The organism is Mesorhizobium sp. M0998 (assembly GCF_040318885.1).
GTDB lineage: Bacteria > Pseudomonadota > Alphaproteobacteria > Rhizobiales > Rhizobiaceae > Mesorhizobium.
The window spans coordinates 83,373-102,431 of the sequence record NZ_JAMYND010000022.1 but is presented as its reverse complement, the minus strand read 5'-3'; the positions used below and the strand labels follow the sequence as shown (position 1 = coordinate 102,431).

Below are 19,059 nucleotides of genomic sequence, written 5' to 3'. Positions count from 1 at the left end.
GCCACCGGCACTTGATGTGCAAGACAGAATTTGCCAACACAGATGCCCGCCCTTCGGTGCGATGCCCCTCACCTGCCCCTGGACAAGCTCCCCAAAATCCCGCGGACGATCGCCCGTCCGACCGACGAGCCGACCGAGCGCACGATGGATTTGATCGCCGCCTCCGCAACGGTCTGACGGTTGGAGGGGCGCGGCGCGCGGCGGCCGCCGGTCGGCTGGGGATCGTCATTGCCGAAGCCGGGAATGGTCCAGCGCGAACGGCCGCTTTCCTGTTGCTGCGCCTGTGCCTCCTGGGCGTCCTTGGCCTTCTTCTGCAGCATCTCGAACGCCGATTCGCGGTCGATGGTCTGATCGTATTGTCCCGCAACCGGGCTCTCGGTGATCAGCTTGCGGCGCTCGTCGGGCGTGATCGGGCCAAGGCGCGATGACGGCGGGCGGATCAGCGTTCGCTGCACCATGGACGGCACGCCCTTGGCTTCCAGCGTCGAGACAAGCGCCTCGCCGGTGCCGAGCTGCGTGATCACGGTTGCGCAGTCGAAGTCGGGATTGGGCCTGAACGTCTCGGCCGCCGTCCTGACGGCCTTCTGTTCGCGCGGCGTGTAGGCACGGAGTGCGTGCTGCACGCGGTTGCCGAGCTGGGCCAGCACCGTTTCAGGGATATCCAGCGGATTTTGCGTGACGAAATAGACGCCGACGCCCTTCGAACGGATCAGCCGGACCACCTGCTCGACGCGGTCGACCAACACCTTCGGCGCGTCGTCGAACAAAAGATGCGCCTCGTCGAAGAAGAAGACCAGCTTCGGCTTGTCGGGATCGCCGACCTCGGGCAGTTCCTCGAACAGCTCCGACATCAGCCACAGAAGGAACGTCGCATAGAGCCGCGGATTCATCATCAGCTTGTCGGCGGCGAGCACGCTGATGGCGCCGCGTCCATCGCGCGTGGTGCGCATAATGTCGGATATCCGCAATGCCGGCTCGCCGAAGAAATTGGCAGCGCCCTGCTGCTCCAGAACCAGCAGCGTGCGCTGGATCGCGCCGACCGAAGGTTTCGTCACATTGCCGTAGCGGGCGCCGATCTCTTCGGCGCGGTCGGCGATGTTGGCCAGCAGTGACTGCAGGTCCTTCAAATCGAGCAACAGAAGGCCTTCCTCGTCGGCGATGCGGAAGGCGATGTTCACAATGCCTTCCTGCGCCTCGGAAAGGTTCATCAAGCGCGACAGAAGCAGCGGCCCCATCTCCGAGATGGTGGCACGGATCGGGTGGCCCTGCTCGCCGAACAGATCCCAGAAGATGACCGGGAATTCCTGGAACTCATAGGGATCGAGCTTGACCTGCTCGGCCCGCTTGACCAGGAAATCCTGCGTTGTGCCCATCATGGCGATACCCGACAGGTCGCCCTTGATGTCGGCGCAGAATACCGGCACGCCGGCATTGGAGAAACCCTCGGCCAAAATCTGCAGGGTCACCGTCTTGCCGGTGCCGGTCGCGCCGGTGACCAGGCCGTGACGATTGCCATATTGCAGCAAAAGCTGTTCGGGCCGCTGATAGCTGTCGTCCGGCTTGCGGCTGGCCCCTATGAAGATGCTGGTATCGTCGGCCATGTGTGCGGTCTCCGCAAACCTATAGGGTTGAATGCCCTGATCCCTTGAAGAAAAGGGAACCCCGCCGCAGGTATAGTGAGGCCGTTGCGCAGCGACAATGGGCGTTGTCGAAAATGGCTTTTGGAGCTTGCGGAGCCTGCCCATGTTTGGCAATCGGTTGACGGTCACAATCACGGAAGGCGTGTTGCACGGCATGTGTGCTGCATTGTGATATCGGGCCGGGGACCGTAGACTGACATAGTCGGCCGCTGCGGCCGCTAGAACGAGGAGAACCGATGGGCGCCGGTGCCTTGACCCAGGATGCCGAACTTCCGAACGCCGACCGGCAACGATGGCTGGCGCTGGCGGAGAAGGCGCTGGCCGGCGGGTCCTTCGAGGAAAAGCTCGTCTCGCATACGGACGACGCCATCCGCATCGAGCCGCTCTATGAGCGTTCGGTAACCGCCGAGCCTGTCGTGCGCGCCAACCCGGGATCACCGTGGATCGTCAGCCAGCGCATCGACGATCCGGACGTAGGCCGCGCCAGTGCGCAGGCGCTGGAAGACGTCGCGCAGGGTGCCACCGGACTGTCGCTTGTCTTCGAGGGTGCGCCGAACGCCTTCGGCTATGGCTTGCCGAGGACGGCGGAGGCGCTGGAGGGCGTGCTCGACGGCGTGCCGCTCAACCGCATCCAGATCCGCATCGACGCCCATCCCTGGAGCCGTGCCGTGGCCGACTGGCTGGTGGCGTTTTTGACCAAGCGCCGCTCCGACCCGGCAAAGCTCAACCTCTCCTTCGGCATCGATCCGGCGGCGATCTTTGCCGGGACCGGCAGGCTGCGCATGTCGATCGAGGCTTTGCAGGCTTCGATGCCGCAGTCGCTGGCGCATTTCTTTTCGATGGGTGTGCCCGGCGTGCTGCTGGAGGCCGACGGGCGGGTATTCCACAATGCCGGCGCCACCGAGGCGCAGGAGCTTGGCACCATGCTCGCCTCGGCCGTCTCCTATTTGAGGCTGTTCGAGAAAGCGCGCCAGCCGCTCGTCTACGCGGCGCCGCATATCGGTTTTGCGCTCAGCGTCGACCAGGACCAGTTCGTTTCGACGGCCAAGGTCAGGGCGTTGCGCAGGCTGTGGGCGCGTGTCCAGGAGGCCTGCTCGATACCGCCCTCCACCGCCAGCATCCATGCCGAAACCTCCTTCCGGATGATGACGGCGGCCGACCCGGAAACCAACATCCTGCGCACCACCATCGCCGCTTTCGCGGCTGCCGCCGGCGGCGCGGATTCGATCGCCATCCTGCCGCACACGATCGCGCACGGCCTACCCGCGGGTTTTGCTCGCCGCGTTGCCCGCAACGCGCAACTGATCATGGCCAATGAAAGCCATATCGACCACGTGGCCGATCCGGTTTGCGGTTCGGGCGCCGTCGAAGCGCTGACTGCGGAGCTCTGCGCGGCGGCCTGGCAGGAATTCCAGCAGATCGAGGCGGAAGGCGGCGTGCTGACCAGCCTTGAGCAAGGGCACATCCAGAGGCGCGTCCAGGCAGCTTCCGCCCGCCGCAACACAGCCTACCAGGCCGGCGAACGGGCGATCGTCGGCACGACGCTGCACCCGTCGAAGACCGAGCGTCCGGTCGAGACGCTGGCGGCTGAGCGGCGGCCTGCCTTCACCGAAGGCGTTGCGGTATGCGAGCCGCTATTTCCGATCCGCATCGATCAGTCGATCGGAGCCGTACCATGATCCCGGATTTCAGCCAGATCGCCTGGTCGCCGCCCCGGCGGGCGCCGGTCGAGATCAAAGGCCAGCGGATGACGCCGGAAGGCATTGCCGTCAAGCATCTCTACAATCAGGGCGATCTCAAGGGCTTGCCACATCTCGATACCTATCCGGGCCTGCCGCCTTTCGTGCGCGGCCCCTATCCGACGATGTATGTCCAGCAACCCTGGACGATCCGGCAATATGCCGGCTTCTCGACTGCCGAAGAGTCCAACGCCTTCTACCGTCGCAACCTTGCCGCCGGCCAGAAGGGCCTGTCGGTCGCCTTCGATCTCGCCACGCACCGCGGCTATGACAGCGACCATCCGCGCGTCGCCGGCGATGTCGGCATGGCCGGCGTCGCCATCGATTCCATTCTCGACATGCGCCAGCTGTTCGACGGCATACCGCTTGACGAGATGACGGTATCGATGACGATGAACGGCGCGGTGCTGCCGATCATGGCGCTCTATATTGTGGCGGCGGAGGAACAGGGCGTTGCGCAGAAGGACCTCACCGGGACCATTCAGAACGACATCCTGAAAGAGTTCATGGTGCGCAACACCTACATCTATCCGCCAAAACCTTCGATGCGGATCGTGTCGGACATTTTTTCCTACACGTCGAAGCACATGCCGAAGTTCAATTCGATCTCGATCTCCGGCTACCACATGCAGGAGGCGGGAGCGACGGCGGACCTCGAGCTCGCCTACACGATTGCAGACGGTATCGAATATGCCCGCGCCGGCGTCGCGGCCGGCCTCGACATCGACCGTTTCGCGCCGCGCCTTTCCTTCTTCTGGGCGATCGGCATGAATTTCTTCATGGAAGTCGCCAAGCTGAGAGCAGCGCGCCTTTTGTGGGCCAGCCTGATGCTGAAGAACTTTTCGCCGAAGGACGAGCGCTCGCTGTCGCTGCGAACCCATTGCCAGACTTCGGGCTGGTCGCTGACGGCGCAGGATCCCTACAACAACATCATCCGCACCATGATCGAGGCGATGGCCGCCACTCAAGGGCATACGCAGTCGCTGCACACCAATTCCTTCGACGAGGCAATGGCGCTGCCGACCGACCATTCGGCCCGCATCGCCCGCAACACACAGCTCATCCTGCAGAAGGAATCCGGCACGACGCGCATTATTGACCCGTGGGGCGGCTCCGCCTATGTCGAACGGCTGACACATGATCTGGCGGCGCGTGCGCTTGCGCATATCGAGGAGGTCGAGAGGCTCGGCGGCATGGCCGCGGCGATCGAAAAGGGTCTACCGAAGCTGCGCATCGAAGAGGCTGCCGCGCGCACCCAGGCGCGCATCGATTCCGGCGAACAGATCGTGGTCGGTGTCAATGCTCACCGTCCCGGCACGGACATCGAAGTCGACGTGCTGAAGATCGACAATGCCGAAGTCAGGGCGCGGCAATTGTCGAAGCTGCAGCGGCTGAAAGGCACGCGTGATGTCGCTGCCGCCGAGAGCGCGCTCGATGCGCTTACCCGTGCTGCCGGGAGTAACGGAAACCTGCTGGAATTCGCCATCCGGGCCGCACGCGCCAACGCCACGGTCGGCGAGATTTCGCTGGCGCTGGAAAAAGTTTTCGGCCGCCATGTCGCCTCGGTGCAGACGATCTCCGGCGTCTATCGCAACGCGCTCGGCGACAATCCGGTGGTCGACCGGCTGCAGGACAAGATCGTCGCGTTCGAGGAAAAGTCCGGCGGCAAGCCGCGCATTCTGGTCGCCAAGATGGGGCAAGACGGCCATGATCGCGGCCAGAAAGTGATCGCCACCGCCTTTGCCGACCTAGGCTTCGACGTCACCGTCGGGCCGATGTTCCAGACTCCGGACGAGATCGCCAGGCTGGCCGTCGAGCATGACGTGCACATCGTCGGCGCCTCGTCGCTGGCTGCGGGCCATTTGACGCTTATTCCCGAACTCAAGCATGCGCTGAAGAAGCTCGGCCGCGACGACATGCTGATCGTCGCCGGCGGCGTCATTCCACCGCAGGATTACGACGCAGTCCGGCAGGCAGGCGCCACTGAAATCTTCCCGCCCGGCACGGTTATCCCCGAAGCGGCGGAGCGGCTGATGGACCGGCTGCTTAAGGTCGGCTGATGCGCTGTTGTTATAATGTCTGTTGCAACAGAAACACGGTTGGTTATAATCAGCGTTGCAACAGGATGTCTCACCATGAACACGACCATTCGCAAGATCGGTAATTCCGAAGGCGTGATCCTGCCGAAGGAAATTCTCGACCGCATGAACCTGAAGGCCGGCGACAGCATCGTCATCGTCCAGGAGGGCGATGAGCTTCGCCTGCGCCGCACCGAGGACACTGCCGAAGAATTCGAGCGCAAGATGAAGATCGCGCGCGAGCGGATGAAGAAGTACGAGGTTGCCTACCGCGCGCTCGCAAAATGACCGAGCATCATTCGAGGGAGTTCGTGGAGGCGCTTCACGCCGAGCAGTTGCGCCTCCACGGCGGCGCAGCGGGAATCCGCGATCAAGGAATGCTGGAGTCGGCGCTTTACAGGCCGCAGCAAAGAGAAATCTATGGCGAGCCCGATCTCTGTGAACTCGCAGCCGCCTATCTTTTCGGCATTGCCAAGAACCATCCATTCGTCGACGGCAACAAGCGCACGGCTTTTGCGGCGGCCGATCTGTTCCTTTATTTCAACGGGCTGAGCATCGAAGCCGAGCAGGCGGACATTATTCAACTGGTCATGATGGTCGCCGCCGGCGAAATCGACGAGGCCGGCGCCTCAGCGTTCTTCCGCGATCATGTCGTCAAGCTCGAAGACTAACTGTCGGAGAGCTTGACGATCTCCCATTCCTTGCCATTGACCACGGCAACTTCGCCGACCTTCTTGCCGAACAAGGCCATCGCCATCGGCGACATATGAGAAATTGTCCCCTTAGCGGGATTGGCTTCGTCCTCGCCGACGATCTTCCAGTGCACCTTCTTGCCGTCGTGGCTTTCCAGCGTGACGCCCATGCCGAAGCGAACCATGTCGCTGCCCGGTTCCGGCACCGAAAGCTCGGCGCTTTCGCGCCGCGCCGTCCAGTAGCGGAGATCACGCGACACCAGCGCGATGCGCTCGCGGTCGGCCCTCTTTTCGGCTCTGCCCAGTTCGTCGCGCAGAGCGGCCACCTCCGCATCGATCAGCGTCAGGCCGCGTTCCGTCACCAGATTGCGGTGATGACTGATCGGCCGCTCGCCGATGCCGGCGATGGCGTTTTCGCTGTCTTCCTCGCGGGTGAAAGCCCTGCTCATTTATCGAACTTATGCCTGACGCGACGACTCCACAAGCCGTAGCCGGCGAACCGACGTCGGAGCCGATCCGGGCCGATCCTGTCTGGCACGAATCCTGCGGCGCGACCGTTGAACGCAAGGAATCTGTGCCGATGTTGAACAGACGAACGCTGCTTGCGCAGACCGCCGGCTTTGCCGTCATGGGGCTTTCGCTCGGCAAGGCAGCGGCGAAAAACCTTCCCGGCATCGAGAAAGCCGCGATGCGTGGCGCGATCAACGCGACCGAGCTCGGCGTCCGGCCCGGTGCGCTTGACGATCAGAGCAAGGCTTTCACCAAGCTGCTGCGCGACGCGCACGACCGCGACATGCCGGTGTTCCTGCCGCCGGGGATCTATATCGTTTCCAACCTGTCGCTGCCCGGCCGGGTGCGCCTGTCCGGCGTGCCGGGCGCATCGCGGATCGTCTATGGCGGCAATGGCCATCTCATCATGGCCGACCAGGCCGAGCATATCGAACTCAGCGGGCTGGTGTTCGATGGCTGCAACCGCTGGATGGGCGACTACACGCAAGGCCTGCTCGATCTGCGCCGCATCGCCCATCTGGTCGTCGACAATTGCCAGCTTACCGGCAGCGGCAAGAACGGTCTGGCGCTCGAGCACGCCTGGGGCCGAATCCAGCGCTCGGAGATATCCGGTGCGGCCGATGCCGGCATCTATTCGGTCGAGGCCGATGGCCTGGAAATATCAGGCAATAGCGTCTCCGACTGCGCCAATGGCGGCATTCTCGTGCACCGCTGGCAGGCGGCTGAAGACGGCACCATCGTCAGCGGCAACCGGATCGAGCGCATCCAGGCGCGCAGCGGCGGAGCCGGCCAGAACGGCAACGGCATCAATGCGTTCCGCGCCGGCAACGTCATCATCTCCGGCAATATTGTCTCGGACTGCGCGTTCTCGGCGATCCGCGCCAACACTTCCAGCAATTTGCAAGTCACCGGCAACACCTGCTCGCGTTCGGGCGAGACGGCCGTGTATTCCGAATTCTCGTTCGAAGGCGCCGTCATCGGCAACAACATCGTCGACGGCGCCGCGAACGGCATTTCGATCGTCAATTTCAACGAGGGCGGCCGCATGGGCGTGTGCTCCGGCAACATCGTCCGCAATCTGTCGACCAGCGGCCCCTACCCTGCCGACGCGCCCGGCTTCGGCGTCGGCATTAGCGTCGAGGCCGACACCACCGTTTCCGGCAACGTCATCGAGAATGCGCCGCTCTACGGCATGCAGATCGGCTGGGGACCGTTCATGCGCAATGTGGTCGCCACGGGAAACGTCATCCGCAAGGCGGGGACCGGCATCGTCGTCACCGTGGTCGAAGGTGCCGGAACGGCAATCATCTCCGACAATGTCATCGACGGAGTCCAGAACGGCGCGATCGTCGGCCAACGCTGGGCCGAGCCGGTGACCGGCGACCTCGCTGCATCAGGCAATGCCGGCTATGCGCATTTGACCGTCGAGCGCAACCACGTCAGTTGAAGGTGGCCGTCGGCCGGAGCGCGCCAACCTTGGCGCCGATCCGGCTCTCGATAGGCGGATTTGCCTGTTCGGTCAGTTTCGCTGCGAGCGCCTGGTCGGCTTGCAAAAGCTTAGCCAGCACGGCCGCGACCATCACTTCAGCGGCGCGGCCGGCGCCATCGTCGCACTTCAGCGCGATGCCAAGGCCAAGCTCCGGAAGGGCTGCACAAAAAACACCTTCGGCGCCTCCCTTGACGAAAATCCGGCCCGGTGCGGCGTCCATCATCGCGACATCGGACCTGCCCGTGCCGGCGACGAAAAACGGCTCGGCCATGCAGGCGGAAAGCAGCCGCTTCGCCGCCCGGGCGCGCACCGGCTCGAACCCGGCACCTGTCGCCATGCGGGCAAAGCCAAGGGCAAAGCTGCGCAGCGGCACGGCATAGGTCGGAATCGAGCAGCCGTCGGTGCCGCGGTGATCGGCGTCATGGGCAGCACCGGTCACCGCCTGCATCGCTTCGCGCACCATCTCCTGCGAGGCATGGCCAGCCTTGACGTAACCACGATGGGCGATGCCGCTGTGAACGCAGGTGCAGAGAAAGCCCGAGTGCTTGCCGGAACAATTGTTGTGCAGCGCGTTCGGCACGCTGCCGGCGCGGGCAAGTGCCAACGTCGCTCCATGGCTCGACGGCCAATGCGCGCCGCATTCGAGTGCCGTCTCGTCCAGGGCGGCCTTCGCCAGCATGGCGCGCGCCAGCTCGACATGTGGCGGCTCGCCGGAATGCGAGGCGCAGGCCAGCGCCAGCTCCCGATCACCGAAGCCGTAGGCATCGGCAGCGCCGCTCTCGACCAGCGGCAGCGCCTGGATCGCCTTGACCGCCGAACGCGGGAACACCGGTTGTGCCGTGTCGCCGATCTCCCAGACAGGCTTGCCGTCGGCGTCGAAGACGGCAACAGCGCCGCGATGGGCACTCTCGACGATTGCGCCGCGCAAGACTTCGACCAGAACCGGATTTGTCATGTCACCTCCCGCAATGCGGGCGGGTTTATCTGATCCGGTCAAGAATGGAAACGTAGTTGGCGACCGCGGCACCACCCATGTTGAAGATGCCGCCGAGTTTTGCTCCCGGCACCTGGATGCCGCCCGCCTCGCCGACAAGCTGCATGGCGCTCAGCACATGCATCGATACGCCGGTGGCACCGATCGGGTGGCCCTTGGCCTTCAGTCCACCGGACGGATTGACCGGCAGCCTTCCGTTTTTCGCCGTCTCGCCATCCAGGGCCAGCTTGGCGCCCTCGCCCGGCTTTGCCAGGCCCATCGCCTCATACTCGATCAGTTCGGCGATGGTGAAACAGTCGTGCGTCTCGACGAAGGACAGGTCGCCGAGCGTCACGCCCGCCTGCTTCAGCGCCTGGTTCCACGCCTGCTCGCAGCCTTCGAAGGCGAGAATGTCGCGCTTCGACATCGGCAGGAAATCCTGCACATGCTCATTGGCGCGGAAGGCGACGGCGCGGCGCATCTTCAGCGCCGTGGCCGTGTCGGCAAGGACAAGCGCGGCGGCACCGTCCGACACCAGCGAGCAGTCTGTGCGCTTCAGCGGACCGGCGACGAAGGGGTTTTTTTCGCTTTCCTGCCGGCAGAACTCGTAGCCGAAATCCTTGCGCATCTGCGCGTAGGGATTGTCGACGCCGTTCTTGTGGTTCTTGGCGGCGATCATCGCCAGCGCATCCGACTGGTCGCCGTAGCGCTGGAAATAGGCTTGGGCGATCTTGCCGAAGACGCCGGCGAAACCTGCCGGCGTGTCACCGTCCTCCGGCAGATACGAGGCCTTGAGCAGGTTCTTGCCGATCTCGGGACCGGGCGTCGTCGTCATCTGCTCGGCGCCGACCACCAGCACGATACGGGCGGCATTGGCGTCGATGGCGCGGATGCCTTGCCTGACCGCCGCCGAGCCGGTGGCGCAGGCGTTCTCGACGCGGGTCGCCGGCTTGAAGCGCAGCCGGTCGTCGGCCTGGAGGACCAGGCTCGCGGTGAAATCCTGGGCGGAAAACCCGGCGTTGAAGTGGCCGAGCACGATCTCGTCGACGTCATCTGGACCGATGCCGGCATGATCGAGCGCCTCGACTGCCACCTTGGTGATCAGGCCCTCCAGCGTCTCGCCTTCGAGCTTGCCGAAGCGCGAATGCGCCCAACCGACGATGCATGCTGTCATGGCGATCTCCATCCTGTGGACCGGGGCTACGCGATACTGCGCGCGCATCAGCATTGTTCAAGCACCGTTCTGCCGGCCTCGCGAAGGGGCCAGAACCGCACAATCGCTTGATCTTGATGATCTGGTCATAGTGCCTGGCTTTTGCCAGCAAATCAGGGTGGATTTTTGTTGATTGATGCGTCAATAAAAAATAATCTTGCCCCAATAGGCCGGAGCAAGAATGCCGAAACTCGGAATGGAGCCGTTGCGCCGCAGGGCGCTAATCGATGCAACGATCTCGGCGATCGGCGAGCGCGGTTCGCTTGATGTGACGATGTCGGAAATCGCCGGGCGCGCCGGCGTGTCCTCGGCGCTTGCCCACCACTATTTCGGCGTCAAGGACGAATTGCTGTTGGCGACGATGCGGCACATCCTCAGCGAGCTCACCGCCGATACGGGCCGTGCACTTCGCGCGGCCGGCACGGCGCGCCAGCGCGTCTCGGCGGTGGTTGCGGTCAATTTTTCCGACATCCAGTTCCAGCCCGAAACGATCGCCGCCTGGCTCGCCTTCTATGTCGAGGCGCAAAAATCGGCAGCACTTCGACGGCTGCTCAAGGTCTATGCGCGGCGGCTGCATTCCAATCTGCTCAGCGGGCTGACCGGCATCCTGCCGAGAAGCGAGGCCGACCGGGTCGCCGAAGCGACGGCGGCGCTGATCGACGGGCTCTATATCAGGCGCGCGCTGAAGGACGGTCTTCCCGATGCCGCGACCGCGATTGCACTGGTCGAGGACTATCTCGAAACGAAGCTCAGCGGACGGCAGAAGCAGTGACATCCAAGCGACCCAACATCCTGATCGTCATGGTCGATCAGCTCAACGGAACGCTGTTTCCGGATGGGCCGGCGGACTTCCTGCACGCGCCGCATCTGAAGGCGCTCGCCGCGCGTTCGGCGCGTTTTTGCAACAATTACACGGCCTCGCCGCTCTGCGCGCCGGGCCGCGCCGCATTCATGAGCGGCCAATTGCCGTCACGCACCGGGGTCTATGACAACGCCGCCGAATTCGCGTCTTCGATCCCGACCTTCGCCCATCATCTGCGCGCCGCAGGTTATCACACCTGCCTATCCGGCAAGATGCATTTCGTCGGTCCGGACCAGTTGCACGGCTTCGAAGAGCGGCTGACCACCGACATCTATCCGGCTGATTTCGGCTGGACACCGGACTACCGCAAACCCGGCGAGCGCATCGACTGGTGGTATCACAATCTCGGCTCCGTCAGCGGCGCCGGTACTGCCGAGATCACCAACCAGCTGGAATATGACGACGAGGTCGCCTTCCATGCGGTGCAGAAGCTTTATGATTTTGCCCGCGTCTCCGACGATGCCGCACATCGGCCCTGGTGCTTGACGGTCTCCTTCACCCATCCGCACGATCCTTACGTCGCACGGCGGCAATACTGGGACCTCTACGAGGACTGCCCGGCGCTCGAGCCCGAGGTCGGCTTTATTCCTTACGAAAGGCAGGATCCGCATTCGCAGCGGCTCTACCGCGCCAGCGACTATGACAGCTTTGACATCACAGCGGAGCAGATCCGCCGCGCGCGCCGTGGCTATTTCGCCAACATCTCATATCTCGACGACAAGCTCGGCGAATTGATGTCGGTGCTCGAGCACACGCACATGCTCGACGACACGATCATCCTGTTCTGCTCGGATCACGGCGACATGCTCGGCGAGCGCGGCCTGTGGTTCAAGATGTGCTTCTTCGAAGGTTCGGCGCGGGTGCCGCTGATGATCGCCGGCAAAGGCATCGCCGCCGGGCTGATCGACACGCCGGTCTCCAACCTCGACGTGACGCCGACGCTTTGCGACCTCGCCGGCATCGACATCAGCGCGATTGCGTCGTGGACCGACGGCCAGTCGCTGCTGCCGCTGCTGAATGGAAAGAAGCGCTCCGCGCCGGTGCTGATGGAATATGCCGCCGAAGGCTCGAACGCGCCGATGGTGGCGCTGCGCGAGGGCCGTTACAAATTCATCCATTGCGAGATCGATCCGCCGCAACTGTTTGATCTTGAATCGGATCCGCTGGAATCGACCAACCTCGCCGCCGATCCGGCCAATGCGGCTTTGGTGGCCGCTTTCACCGACAAGGTGCGGGCGCGCTGGGACATGGCGGCGTTCGATGCCGCGGTGCGTGCCAGCCAGGCACGCCGCTGGGTGGTCTACCCGGCGCTGCGCAACGGCACCCATTATCCCTGGGAATTCCAGCCGCTGCAGAAGGCATCGGAGCGCTACATGCGAAACCATATGAACCTCGACCTGCTCGAAGAGCAGAAGCGCTTTCCGCGAGGCAAATGATGGCAGACCGTCTCGTCCCCTCGCTCGACCATCTCAGGCAGGCCTATGCCGTCACCTCCAAGGCGACGCAGATCACGCCGCTCCTGGAATCGGCGGCACTTGCCCGCGAGACCGGCGCCGCCCGCGTCTTCGTCAAGGCCGAATCGCTGCAATGGGCAGGATCGTTCAAGGTGCGCGGCGCCTACTGGCGGCTGAAGAAGCTCTCGCCTGACGAAACCAAAAAGGGCGTCGTCGCCTATTCCTCCGGCAATTTCGCGCAGGGGCTGGCGGCGGCGGGCCAGGCGCTTGGCATTCCCGTCACCATCGTCATGCCGATCGACGCCCCTGCCGCCAAACGCGATGCCACGTCGGGGTATGGCGCGCGTGTCGTGCTGACCGACCATGGCGAGCGCGCGCGTGAGGAAGTCGCCGCCGCCAGAGCGCGTGAGATCGCCGCCAGCGATGACCTGGCCCTGCTGCACCCGTTCGACGATCCGGAGATCGTCGCCGGCCAGGCCGGCGCCGGACTGGAGGCACTCGACCAGCTCACCGCCAGGCAAGTGGAGGCCGATCTCTTGTTCTGTTCGGTCGGCGGTGGCGGGCTGATAGGTGGCGTTTCGCTGGCCTTCCACTATCTGTCGCCCGCCACAGAGATCATCGGCGTCGAGCCGGAAGGTTTTGACGGCATGGGCTCGTCGCTCGCGCATGGCGCCATCGAAACCATGCCGATCGGGCCGAAATCGATCTGCGACGGGCTGATGTCGCGGCGGCCCGGCGACGCGCCGTTCGCAGCGGTGACGACCGCCGGCGTTCGCGGCGTCACTGTCGATGATGCGTCGGTGCGGCGCGCCATGCACATTGCCTTCGAGCGGATGAAGCTGGTGCTTGAGTCATCCGGCGCTGCCTCGCTGGCGGCGGTGCTCGGCGGCAAGGTCGACATAACCGGCAGGACCGTTCTGGTGATGGCAACCGGCGGCAACGTCTCGCTCGCCGATTTCATGGCCCATATGAACCATGGGCGCATATGAACCATGCTTGAAGCGGATTTCGTCATCATCGGCTCCGGCTCGGCCGGCTCGGCCATGGCCTACCGGCTGTCGGAGGACGGCAAGCATTCGGTGATCGTCATCGAATATGGCGGCAGCGATATCGGGCCGCTGATCCAGATGCCGTCGGCGCTGTCGATCCCGCTCAATATGAGCCTTTACGACTGGGGCTTCGTCAGCGAGCCGGAGCCGTATCTCGGCGGCCGCGTGCTGGCGACGCCGCGCGGCAAGGTCATCGGCGGCTCATCCTCGATCAACGGCATGGTCTATGTGCGCGGCCATGCACGTGACTTCGACCATTGGGCCGAACAGGGTGCCGCCGGCTGGGGCTTTGCCGACGTGCTCCCCTATTTCAAGCGCATGGAGGACAGCGCAGGCGGCGAGAATGGCTGGCGCGGCCACGGCGGCCCGCTGACTGTGCAGCGCGGCTCGAGGACGAACCCACTCTACGGCGCCTTCGTCGAGGCGGGCCGCCAGGCCGGTTTCGAGCTGACCGACGACTACAACGGCGCGAAGCAGGAAGGCTTTGGGCCGATGGAGCAGACCATTCGCGGCGGTCGCCGCTGGTCGGCGGCGAGCGCCTACCTCAGGCCGGCACTCAGGCGGAAAAATGTCAGTCTGGTCAAGGGTTTCGCCCGGCGGGTAATCATCGAGAATCAACGCGCCACCGGCGTCGAGATCGAAGTGCGCAAACGGATTCAGATGGTCAGAGCGCGGCGTGAGGTGATCGTTGCGGCGTCCTCGATCAACTCGCCCAAGATCCTGATGCTATCCGGCATCGGCCCCGGCCAGCACCTTAGGGAGAACGGCATCCCGGTGATTGTCGACCGGCCCGGCGTCGGTCGCAATCTGCAGGACCATATGGAACTCTACATCCAGCAGGAATCGACGAAGCCGATCACGCTGAACTCGGTGCTGAACCCGTTCTCGAAGGCGCTGATCGGGGCACAATGGCTGTTCTTCAAGTCCGGCCTCGGCGCCACCAATCATTTCGAGGCGGCCGCCTTCGTACGCTCGGGCGCCGGCGTCGACTATCCCGATATCCAGTATCACTTCATCCCGGCCGCGGTCCGCTATGACGGCAAGGCGGCGGCCAAGGCGCACGGCTTCCAGGCGCATGTCGGGCCGATGCGGTCGAAGTCGCGCGGTTCGGTCACGCTGCGCTCGCCCGATCCCAAATCGAAGCCGGTGATCCGCTTCAACTACATGTCGCATCCGGACGACTGGACGGAGTTCCGCCACTGCATCCGGCTGACCCGCGAGATCTTCGGGCAAGCGGCCTTCGATCCGTACCGCGGCAAGGAACTGTCGCCGGGCTCGCATGTACAATCGGATGAAGAGCTCGACGCCTTCATTCGCGACCACGCCGAAAGCGCCTACCACCCTTGCGGCACCTGCAAGATGGGCCGTGCCGACGATGCGATGAGCGTCGTCGATCCGGAATGCCGCGTCATTGGCGTCGAAGGGCTTCGGGTCGCCGATTCCTCGATCTTCCCGCGCGTCACCAATGGCAATCTCAACGCTCCGTCGATCATGACCGGCGAGAAAGCCGCCGACCACATTCTCGGGCGTACGCCGCTGCCACCTTCCAACCAGGAACCATGGATCAATCCGCGCTGGCAGGTGTCGGACAGATAGGCCATGATCCGGCGGACGCACAGTCCGCATGCCGCGACAACGATTTGGAGAACAGTCATGCGCGCCCAGCCAACGGCATCGCATTATGTCAACGGCCGCTATATCGACGACGAGCGCGGCGCAGCGCTGCCGGTTATCTATCCGGCAACCGGCGAGACCATCGCCATGCTGCGCTCGGCGACGCCGAACGTGCTGGAGCTCGCGATCGAGGCCGCGCGTGCAGCACAACCGGCCTGGGCGCGGCTGAAGCCGGTCGAACGCGGCCGCATCCTGCGCCGCGCCGCCGACATTTTGCGCGCGCGCAATGCCGATCTGGCGCGCATCGAGACGCTGGACACTGGTAAACCGATCCAGGAGACGCTGGTTGCGGACGCCCCGTCGGCGGCCGACTGCCTGGAATATTTCGGCGGCGCCGTCGCCGCCTTTAATGGCGAGGCCGTGGATCTCGGCGGACCCTTTGCCTATACTAGGCGCGAGGCGCTCGGCGTTTGCGTCGGCATTGGCGCCTGGAACTATCCGATCCAGATCGCCGGCTGGAAATCCGCACCCGCCCTCGCAATGGGCAATGCGATGGTTTTCAAACCATCGGAAAACACGCCGTTATCAGCGCTGGCGCTCGCCGAAATCTATACCGAGGCCGGGCTGCCCGACGGGCTGTTCAACGTGGTGCAGGGTTTTGGCGATGTCGGCGCCGGCCTTGTCGGCCACGATGTCGTCGCCAAGGTCTCGGTGACCGGCTCGGTGCCGACCGGCCGCAAAGTGCTGTCGCTCGCCGGCTCGAAGATGAAGCACGCGACGATGGAGCTCGGCGGCAAGTCGCCGCTGATCGTCTTCGAAGACGCCGACCTCGAAAACGCCATCGGCGGCGCGATGCTCGGCAATTTCTATTCGACCGGCCAGATCTGCTCCAACGGCACGCGGGTCTTCGTGCAGAGCGGCATCCTTGACCGTTTCGTCGAGAGGCTGACCGAACGGACGAAGAAAATCCGCATCGGCGATCCGCTCGATCCGGACACGCAGATGGGGCCGCTGGTCTCGAAGGCGCAGCACGACAAGGTGGTCTCTTACATCGAGGCCGGCAAGCAGGATGGCGCGGTGCTCGGCTGCGGCGGCAACGTGCCTTCGCTGCAGGGTTTTCAGGGCGGCTTCTTCGTCGAGCCGACGGTGTTCACCGGTGTCGTCGACACGATGCGCATTGCCCGCGAGGAGATTTTCGGGCCGGTCATGAGCGTGCTGAAATTCGACAGCGAGGACGAGGTGATCGATCGCGCCAACGACACCGAATTCGGCCTCGCAGCAGGCGTGTTCACGCGAGACCTGGCGCGCGCCCATCGTGTCATCGCCGAACTGCAGGCCGGCACCTGCTGGATCAACGCCTACAATCTGACGCCGGTCGAAATCCCCTTCGGCGGCTTCAAGCAGTCCGGCATCGGCCGCGAGAATTCGCTCGCGGCACTGGCGCTCTATTCGCAGCTGAAGTCGGTCTATGTCGAGACCGGGGATGTCGCCAGCCCGTACTGATCCTTGGGCGCCGTGCCGTCCAGATACTGCGTCAGCGCGCAGACGAGATGATAGAAGATGCTGGCCGGCACCTCGCTCGCCAAGGAGCGGCCACGCTCGTCGATGCGGTCGATCCACAGGCCGAGCGGTGCCGGATTGATGTGCCAGCGGAACAGCCGGCCGACACGCGCCTCGATCTCCGGCTTCAGGTCGGGACCGCCCGAACCGTCCAGCGCGATCGCCGCCTTGATCGCTTCGGCCTGCGGCCAGCTGCGCGAGACGCGGTCGAGCGGCAGTCCTTGCCGCGAGACGGCGCCGTAGGCGAGGCCCGTGGCGCGGTTCAGGCCATTGGCGATCGCCGACGCGTAGAGCTTCCGGGCAAGGCCGGTCAAGCCGCTCTGGCCGCTGCGGCCGGCGAAGTCGACCAGCAGCGAGGCCCATTCGAAATGATGGCCGGGTTCGGTCCACGTGCCCTTCTCACCAGGGGTCGGCCGCCATTCATGGTCGAAATACTCACCCAGCGTCCAGCTTTCCGGGTCGAAGAAATGGCTGCGAAACAGATCGACGATGCGCGCGGCGCGACGAAGATGGGCGCGCTCGCCGGTCGCCTGATGCCAGGCCAGGAATGCCTCGAGCAGATGCATGTGCGGGTTGGAGCGGCGCTCGCCCTCGCCGCTCGAGGTCTCGCGGAAGCCGGTCAGGCGTTCGTCCTCGAGATGCGCGTCGATGAACGCGAAGGTCTCCTGGCCAAGCCGCAACGCATCGGGATTACCGCACATATGCGCATGCGCCAGCGCCAGGAGCACGCAGGAATGGTCATAGGCATCCTCGGCGGCGTCGGCGACGGTGCCGTCGACGTTGAGCGTGCGTACCCAGCCGCCATTGTCGGTACGTCCGTGCCTGGCCATGAATTCGAGGCCGTGGCTGATCAGCCGATCGGCCGGGCCGTTCCAGCCGCGCGCCTTGGCGACGGCGAAGGCGTAGATCTGCCTGGCCTGCGTGCGCATGCGCTTGGGTTTCATCAGCGGGGCGGCATCGAAGCCGAGCGCCTCGTGGAACCCGCCGTGGCGCTCATCGACGCCGACCGTCGACCACAACGGCACCGTCTCCTCGAACAGCCAATGGTGCACGCGGCGCTGCCAGGCGCCGCTTTCGATGACGCGGTCGTCGGCGGGCGTGAACCTGGTCTCAAGGCGGCCGCTTTTTTCGAGCTGCTCGACGATCTTCTTGACGTTCTGGCTGTGGCTGACCGGGGCGACGAAAGTGGCGTCGGCGGTCGACACGATGGCGACGTCCTTCAGGCCTATGGCCGACAGCAGGCGGCCGTCGCTGCGGATATAGGAGTTCTCGCAATCGATGGCGACGACATCGCCGACGATGACATTGCCCTGCGTGTCGGAGGGGCCGACGTCGAGCAGCGATTGCCAGGAGCCGAGATCGTTCCAGCGAAAGCCGGCCGGCACCATGGCGATGCCGCTGGCGCGCTCCATGATCGCATAGTCGATCGATGTCGATGGGATGGCGGCATAGAGATCCAGAGGCATGTAGAGGCCGGAAAGATCCGATGTCGCAGCCTGATAGGCAGCCTCTGTGGCGCTCCAGATGTCGGGCTGGAAGGCCATGAACGCGTCGCGCATGGCACTTGCGCGAAACAGGAAGATGCCGGTGTTCCAGTAGAAATTGCCGGCCTCGAGATAGCTCTGCGCCGTGGCGAGATCGGGTTTTTCGACGAAACGCGAGACATCGCAGATGCCATCACGCTCGCCGGCCACCTCGATGTAGCCGTAACCGGTCTCGGGTTGGGCGGGCTTGATGCCGAACACCACCAGCCTGCCTTGGCGCGCGGCCGCCGTGCCGGCCTCGATGCTCCGCCAGAATTGCTGTGGCGTCGCGATCTCATGATCGGACGGCACCACCAGCACCAGGCTGTCGCCGAATTCCGACAGCGTGCGCAGACTTGCCAAAGCGACGGCCGCGGCAGTATTGCGTCCGGTCGGCTCGAACAGCGGGCCGCCGCCGGAAAGCTCGTGACCGGCAATGTCGGCATGAACGCGGTCGGCATGCCTTTCCGAGGCAATCAGGAAAACCGGCGTTTCGCCTTCCGGCCGCGCGGTCAGCCGGCGCAGCGTCTTGGCCAGCATTGAGCCGTCGCCCGAGAAATCATGGAACTGCTTGGGATTGTCCTCGCGCGACAACGGCCACAGCCGCGAGCCGACGCCGCCGCTCATCACAAAACTGACGATCCGTTCGATCATGAAAACAAG

General features: G+C 64.3%; 15 protein-coding genes. 10 read left to right on the top strand and 5 right to left on the bottom strand.

Annotated elements, in window-relative coordinates; all coding sequences use genetic code 11:
• Positions 1–68: 68 nt before the first annotated feature.
• Positions 69–1,601, bottom strand: coding sequence for a helicase HerA-like C-terminal domain-containing protein (locus tag NKH59_RS21015; protein ID WP_352501764.1), 1,533 nt, complete (start codon positions 1,599–1,601; stop codon positions 69–71).
• A gap of 275 nt (positions 1,602–1,876) precedes the next feature.
• Between NKH59_RS21015 and NKH59_RS21010 the strand changes: the two genes are divergently transcribed.
• The 4 genes from NKH59_RS21010 (at position 1,877) to NKH59_RS20995 (ending at position 6,128) form a co-directional block, all read left to right on the top strand.
• The gene (locus NKH59_RS21010) at positions 1,877–3,319 is read left to right on the top strand and encodes a methylmalonyl-CoA mutase subunit beta (protein WP_352501763.1); all 1,443 of its coding nucleotides are present in this window, start codon (positions 1,877–1,879) and stop codon (positions 3,317–3,319) included.
• Positions 3,316–5,439 (top strand): methylmalonyl-CoA mutase, encoded by a 2,124-nt coding sequence (gene scpA / locus NKH59_RS21005; protein ID WP_352501762.1) that lies wholly within the window; start codon positions 3,316–3,318, stop codon positions 5,437–5,439. The genes NKH59_RS21010 and scpA overlap by 4 nt, the downstream gene beginning before the upstream one ends.
• Positions 5,440–5,514: 75 nt before the next feature.
• Positions 5,515–5,745, top strand: a complete 231-nt coding sequence (locus NKH59_RS21000) for an AbrB/MazE/SpoVT family DNA-binding domain-containing protein (protein ID WP_352501761.1) — start codon at positions 5,515–5,517, stop codon at positions 5,743–5,745.
• Positions 5,742–6,128 (top strand): type II toxin-antitoxin system death-on-curing family toxin, encoded by a 387-nt coding sequence (locus tag NKH59_RS20995; RefSeq protein ID WP_352501760.1) that lies wholly within the window; start codon positions 5,742–5,744, stop codon positions 6,126–6,128. Before NKH59_RS21000 ends, NKH59_RS20995 begins: the two co-directional genes overlap by 4 nt.
• On the opposite strand, the gene NKH59_RS20990 is transcribed toward NKH59_RS20995, so the two are convergent.
• The gene (locus NKH59_RS20990; protein ID WP_352501759.1) at positions 6,125–6,598 is read right to left on the bottom strand and encodes a GreA/GreB family elongation factor; all 474 of its coding nucleotides are present in this window, start codon (positions 6,596–6,598) and stop codon (positions 6,125–6,127) included. The genes NKH59_RS20995 and NKH59_RS20990 overlap by 4 nt on opposite strands.
• Before the next feature lie 131 nt (positions 6,599–6,729).
• On the opposite strand from NKH59_RS20990, the gene NKH59_RS20985 reads away from it, so the two are divergent.
• Positions 6,730–8,106, top strand: a complete 1,377-nt coding sequence (locus NKH59_RS20985; RefSeq protein WP_352501758.1) for a TIGR03808 family TAT-translocated repetitive protein — start codon at positions 6,730–6,732, stop codon at positions 8,104–8,106.
• On the opposite strand, the gene NKH59_RS20980 is transcribed toward NKH59_RS20985, so the two are convergent.
• On the bottom strand, positions 8,099–9,103 hold the full coding sequence (locus tag NKH59_RS20980) for an asparaginase (RefSeq protein WP_353022919.1): 1,005 nt from the start codon (positions 9,101–9,103) through the stop codon (positions 8,099–8,101). The two genes, NKH59_RS20985 and NKH59_RS20980, sit on opposite strands and share 8 nt — an antisense overlap.
• Positions 9,104–9,128: 25 nt before the next feature.
• The gene (locus NKH59_RS20975; protein WP_352501756.1) at positions 9,129–10,295 is read right to left on the bottom strand and encodes an acetyl-CoA acetyltransferase; all 1,167 of its coding nucleotides are present in this window, start codon (positions 10,293–10,295) and stop codon (positions 9,129–9,131) included.
• Positions 10,296–10,515: 220 nt separating this feature from the next.
• Here NKH59_RS20975 and betI point away from each other — a divergent pair, with 220 nt between their 5' ends.
• From betI to betB, 5 genes are read left to right on the top strand one after another with little or no spacing between them, the layout of a single operon-like run.
• The gene (gene betI, locus NKH59_RS20970) at positions 10,516–11,106 is read left to right on the top strand and encodes a transcriptional regulator BetI (RefSeq protein ID WP_352501755.1); all 591 of its coding nucleotides are present in this window, start codon (positions 10,516–10,518) and stop codon (positions 11,104–11,106) included.
• Positions 11,103–12,632, top strand: coding sequence for a choline-sulfatase (betC, locus tag NKH59_RS20965; RefSeq protein ID WP_352922953.1), 1,530 nt, complete (start codon positions 11,103–11,105; stop codon positions 12,630–12,632). The genes betI and betC overlap by 4 nt, the downstream gene beginning before the upstream one ends.
• A complete protein-coding gene (locus NKH59_RS20960; RefSeq protein WP_502908710.1) occupies positions 12,632–13,639 on the top strand; it encodes a pyridoxal-phosphate dependent enzyme in 1,008 nt (335 codons plus the stop codon). The genes betC and NKH59_RS20960 overlap by 1 nt, the downstream gene beginning before the upstream one ends.
• Positions 13,640–13,642: 3 nt before the next feature.
• Positions 13,643–15,295: a choline dehydrogenase gene (betA, locus tag NKH59_RS20955; protein WP_352501752.1), complete on the top strand. Its 1,653-nt coding sequence runs from the start codon at positions 13,643–13,645 to the stop codon at positions 15,293–15,295.
• A gap of 57 nt (positions 15,296–15,352) precedes the next feature.
• On the top strand, positions 15,353–16,816 hold the full coding sequence (gene betB / locus NKH59_RS20950) for a betaine-aldehyde dehydrogenase (RefSeq protein ID WP_352501751.1): 1,464 nt from the start codon (positions 15,353–15,355) through the stop codon (positions 16,814–16,816).
• Here betB and NKH59_RS20945 read toward each other — a convergent pair.
• Positions 16,780–19,050, bottom strand: coding sequence for an AGE family epimerase/isomerase (locus tag NKH59_RS20945; protein WP_352972274.1), 2,271 nt, complete (start codon positions 19,048–19,050; stop codon positions 16,780–16,782). The genes betB and NKH59_RS20945 overlap by 37 nt on opposite strands.
• Positions 19,051–19,059 lie beyond the last annotated feature (9 nt).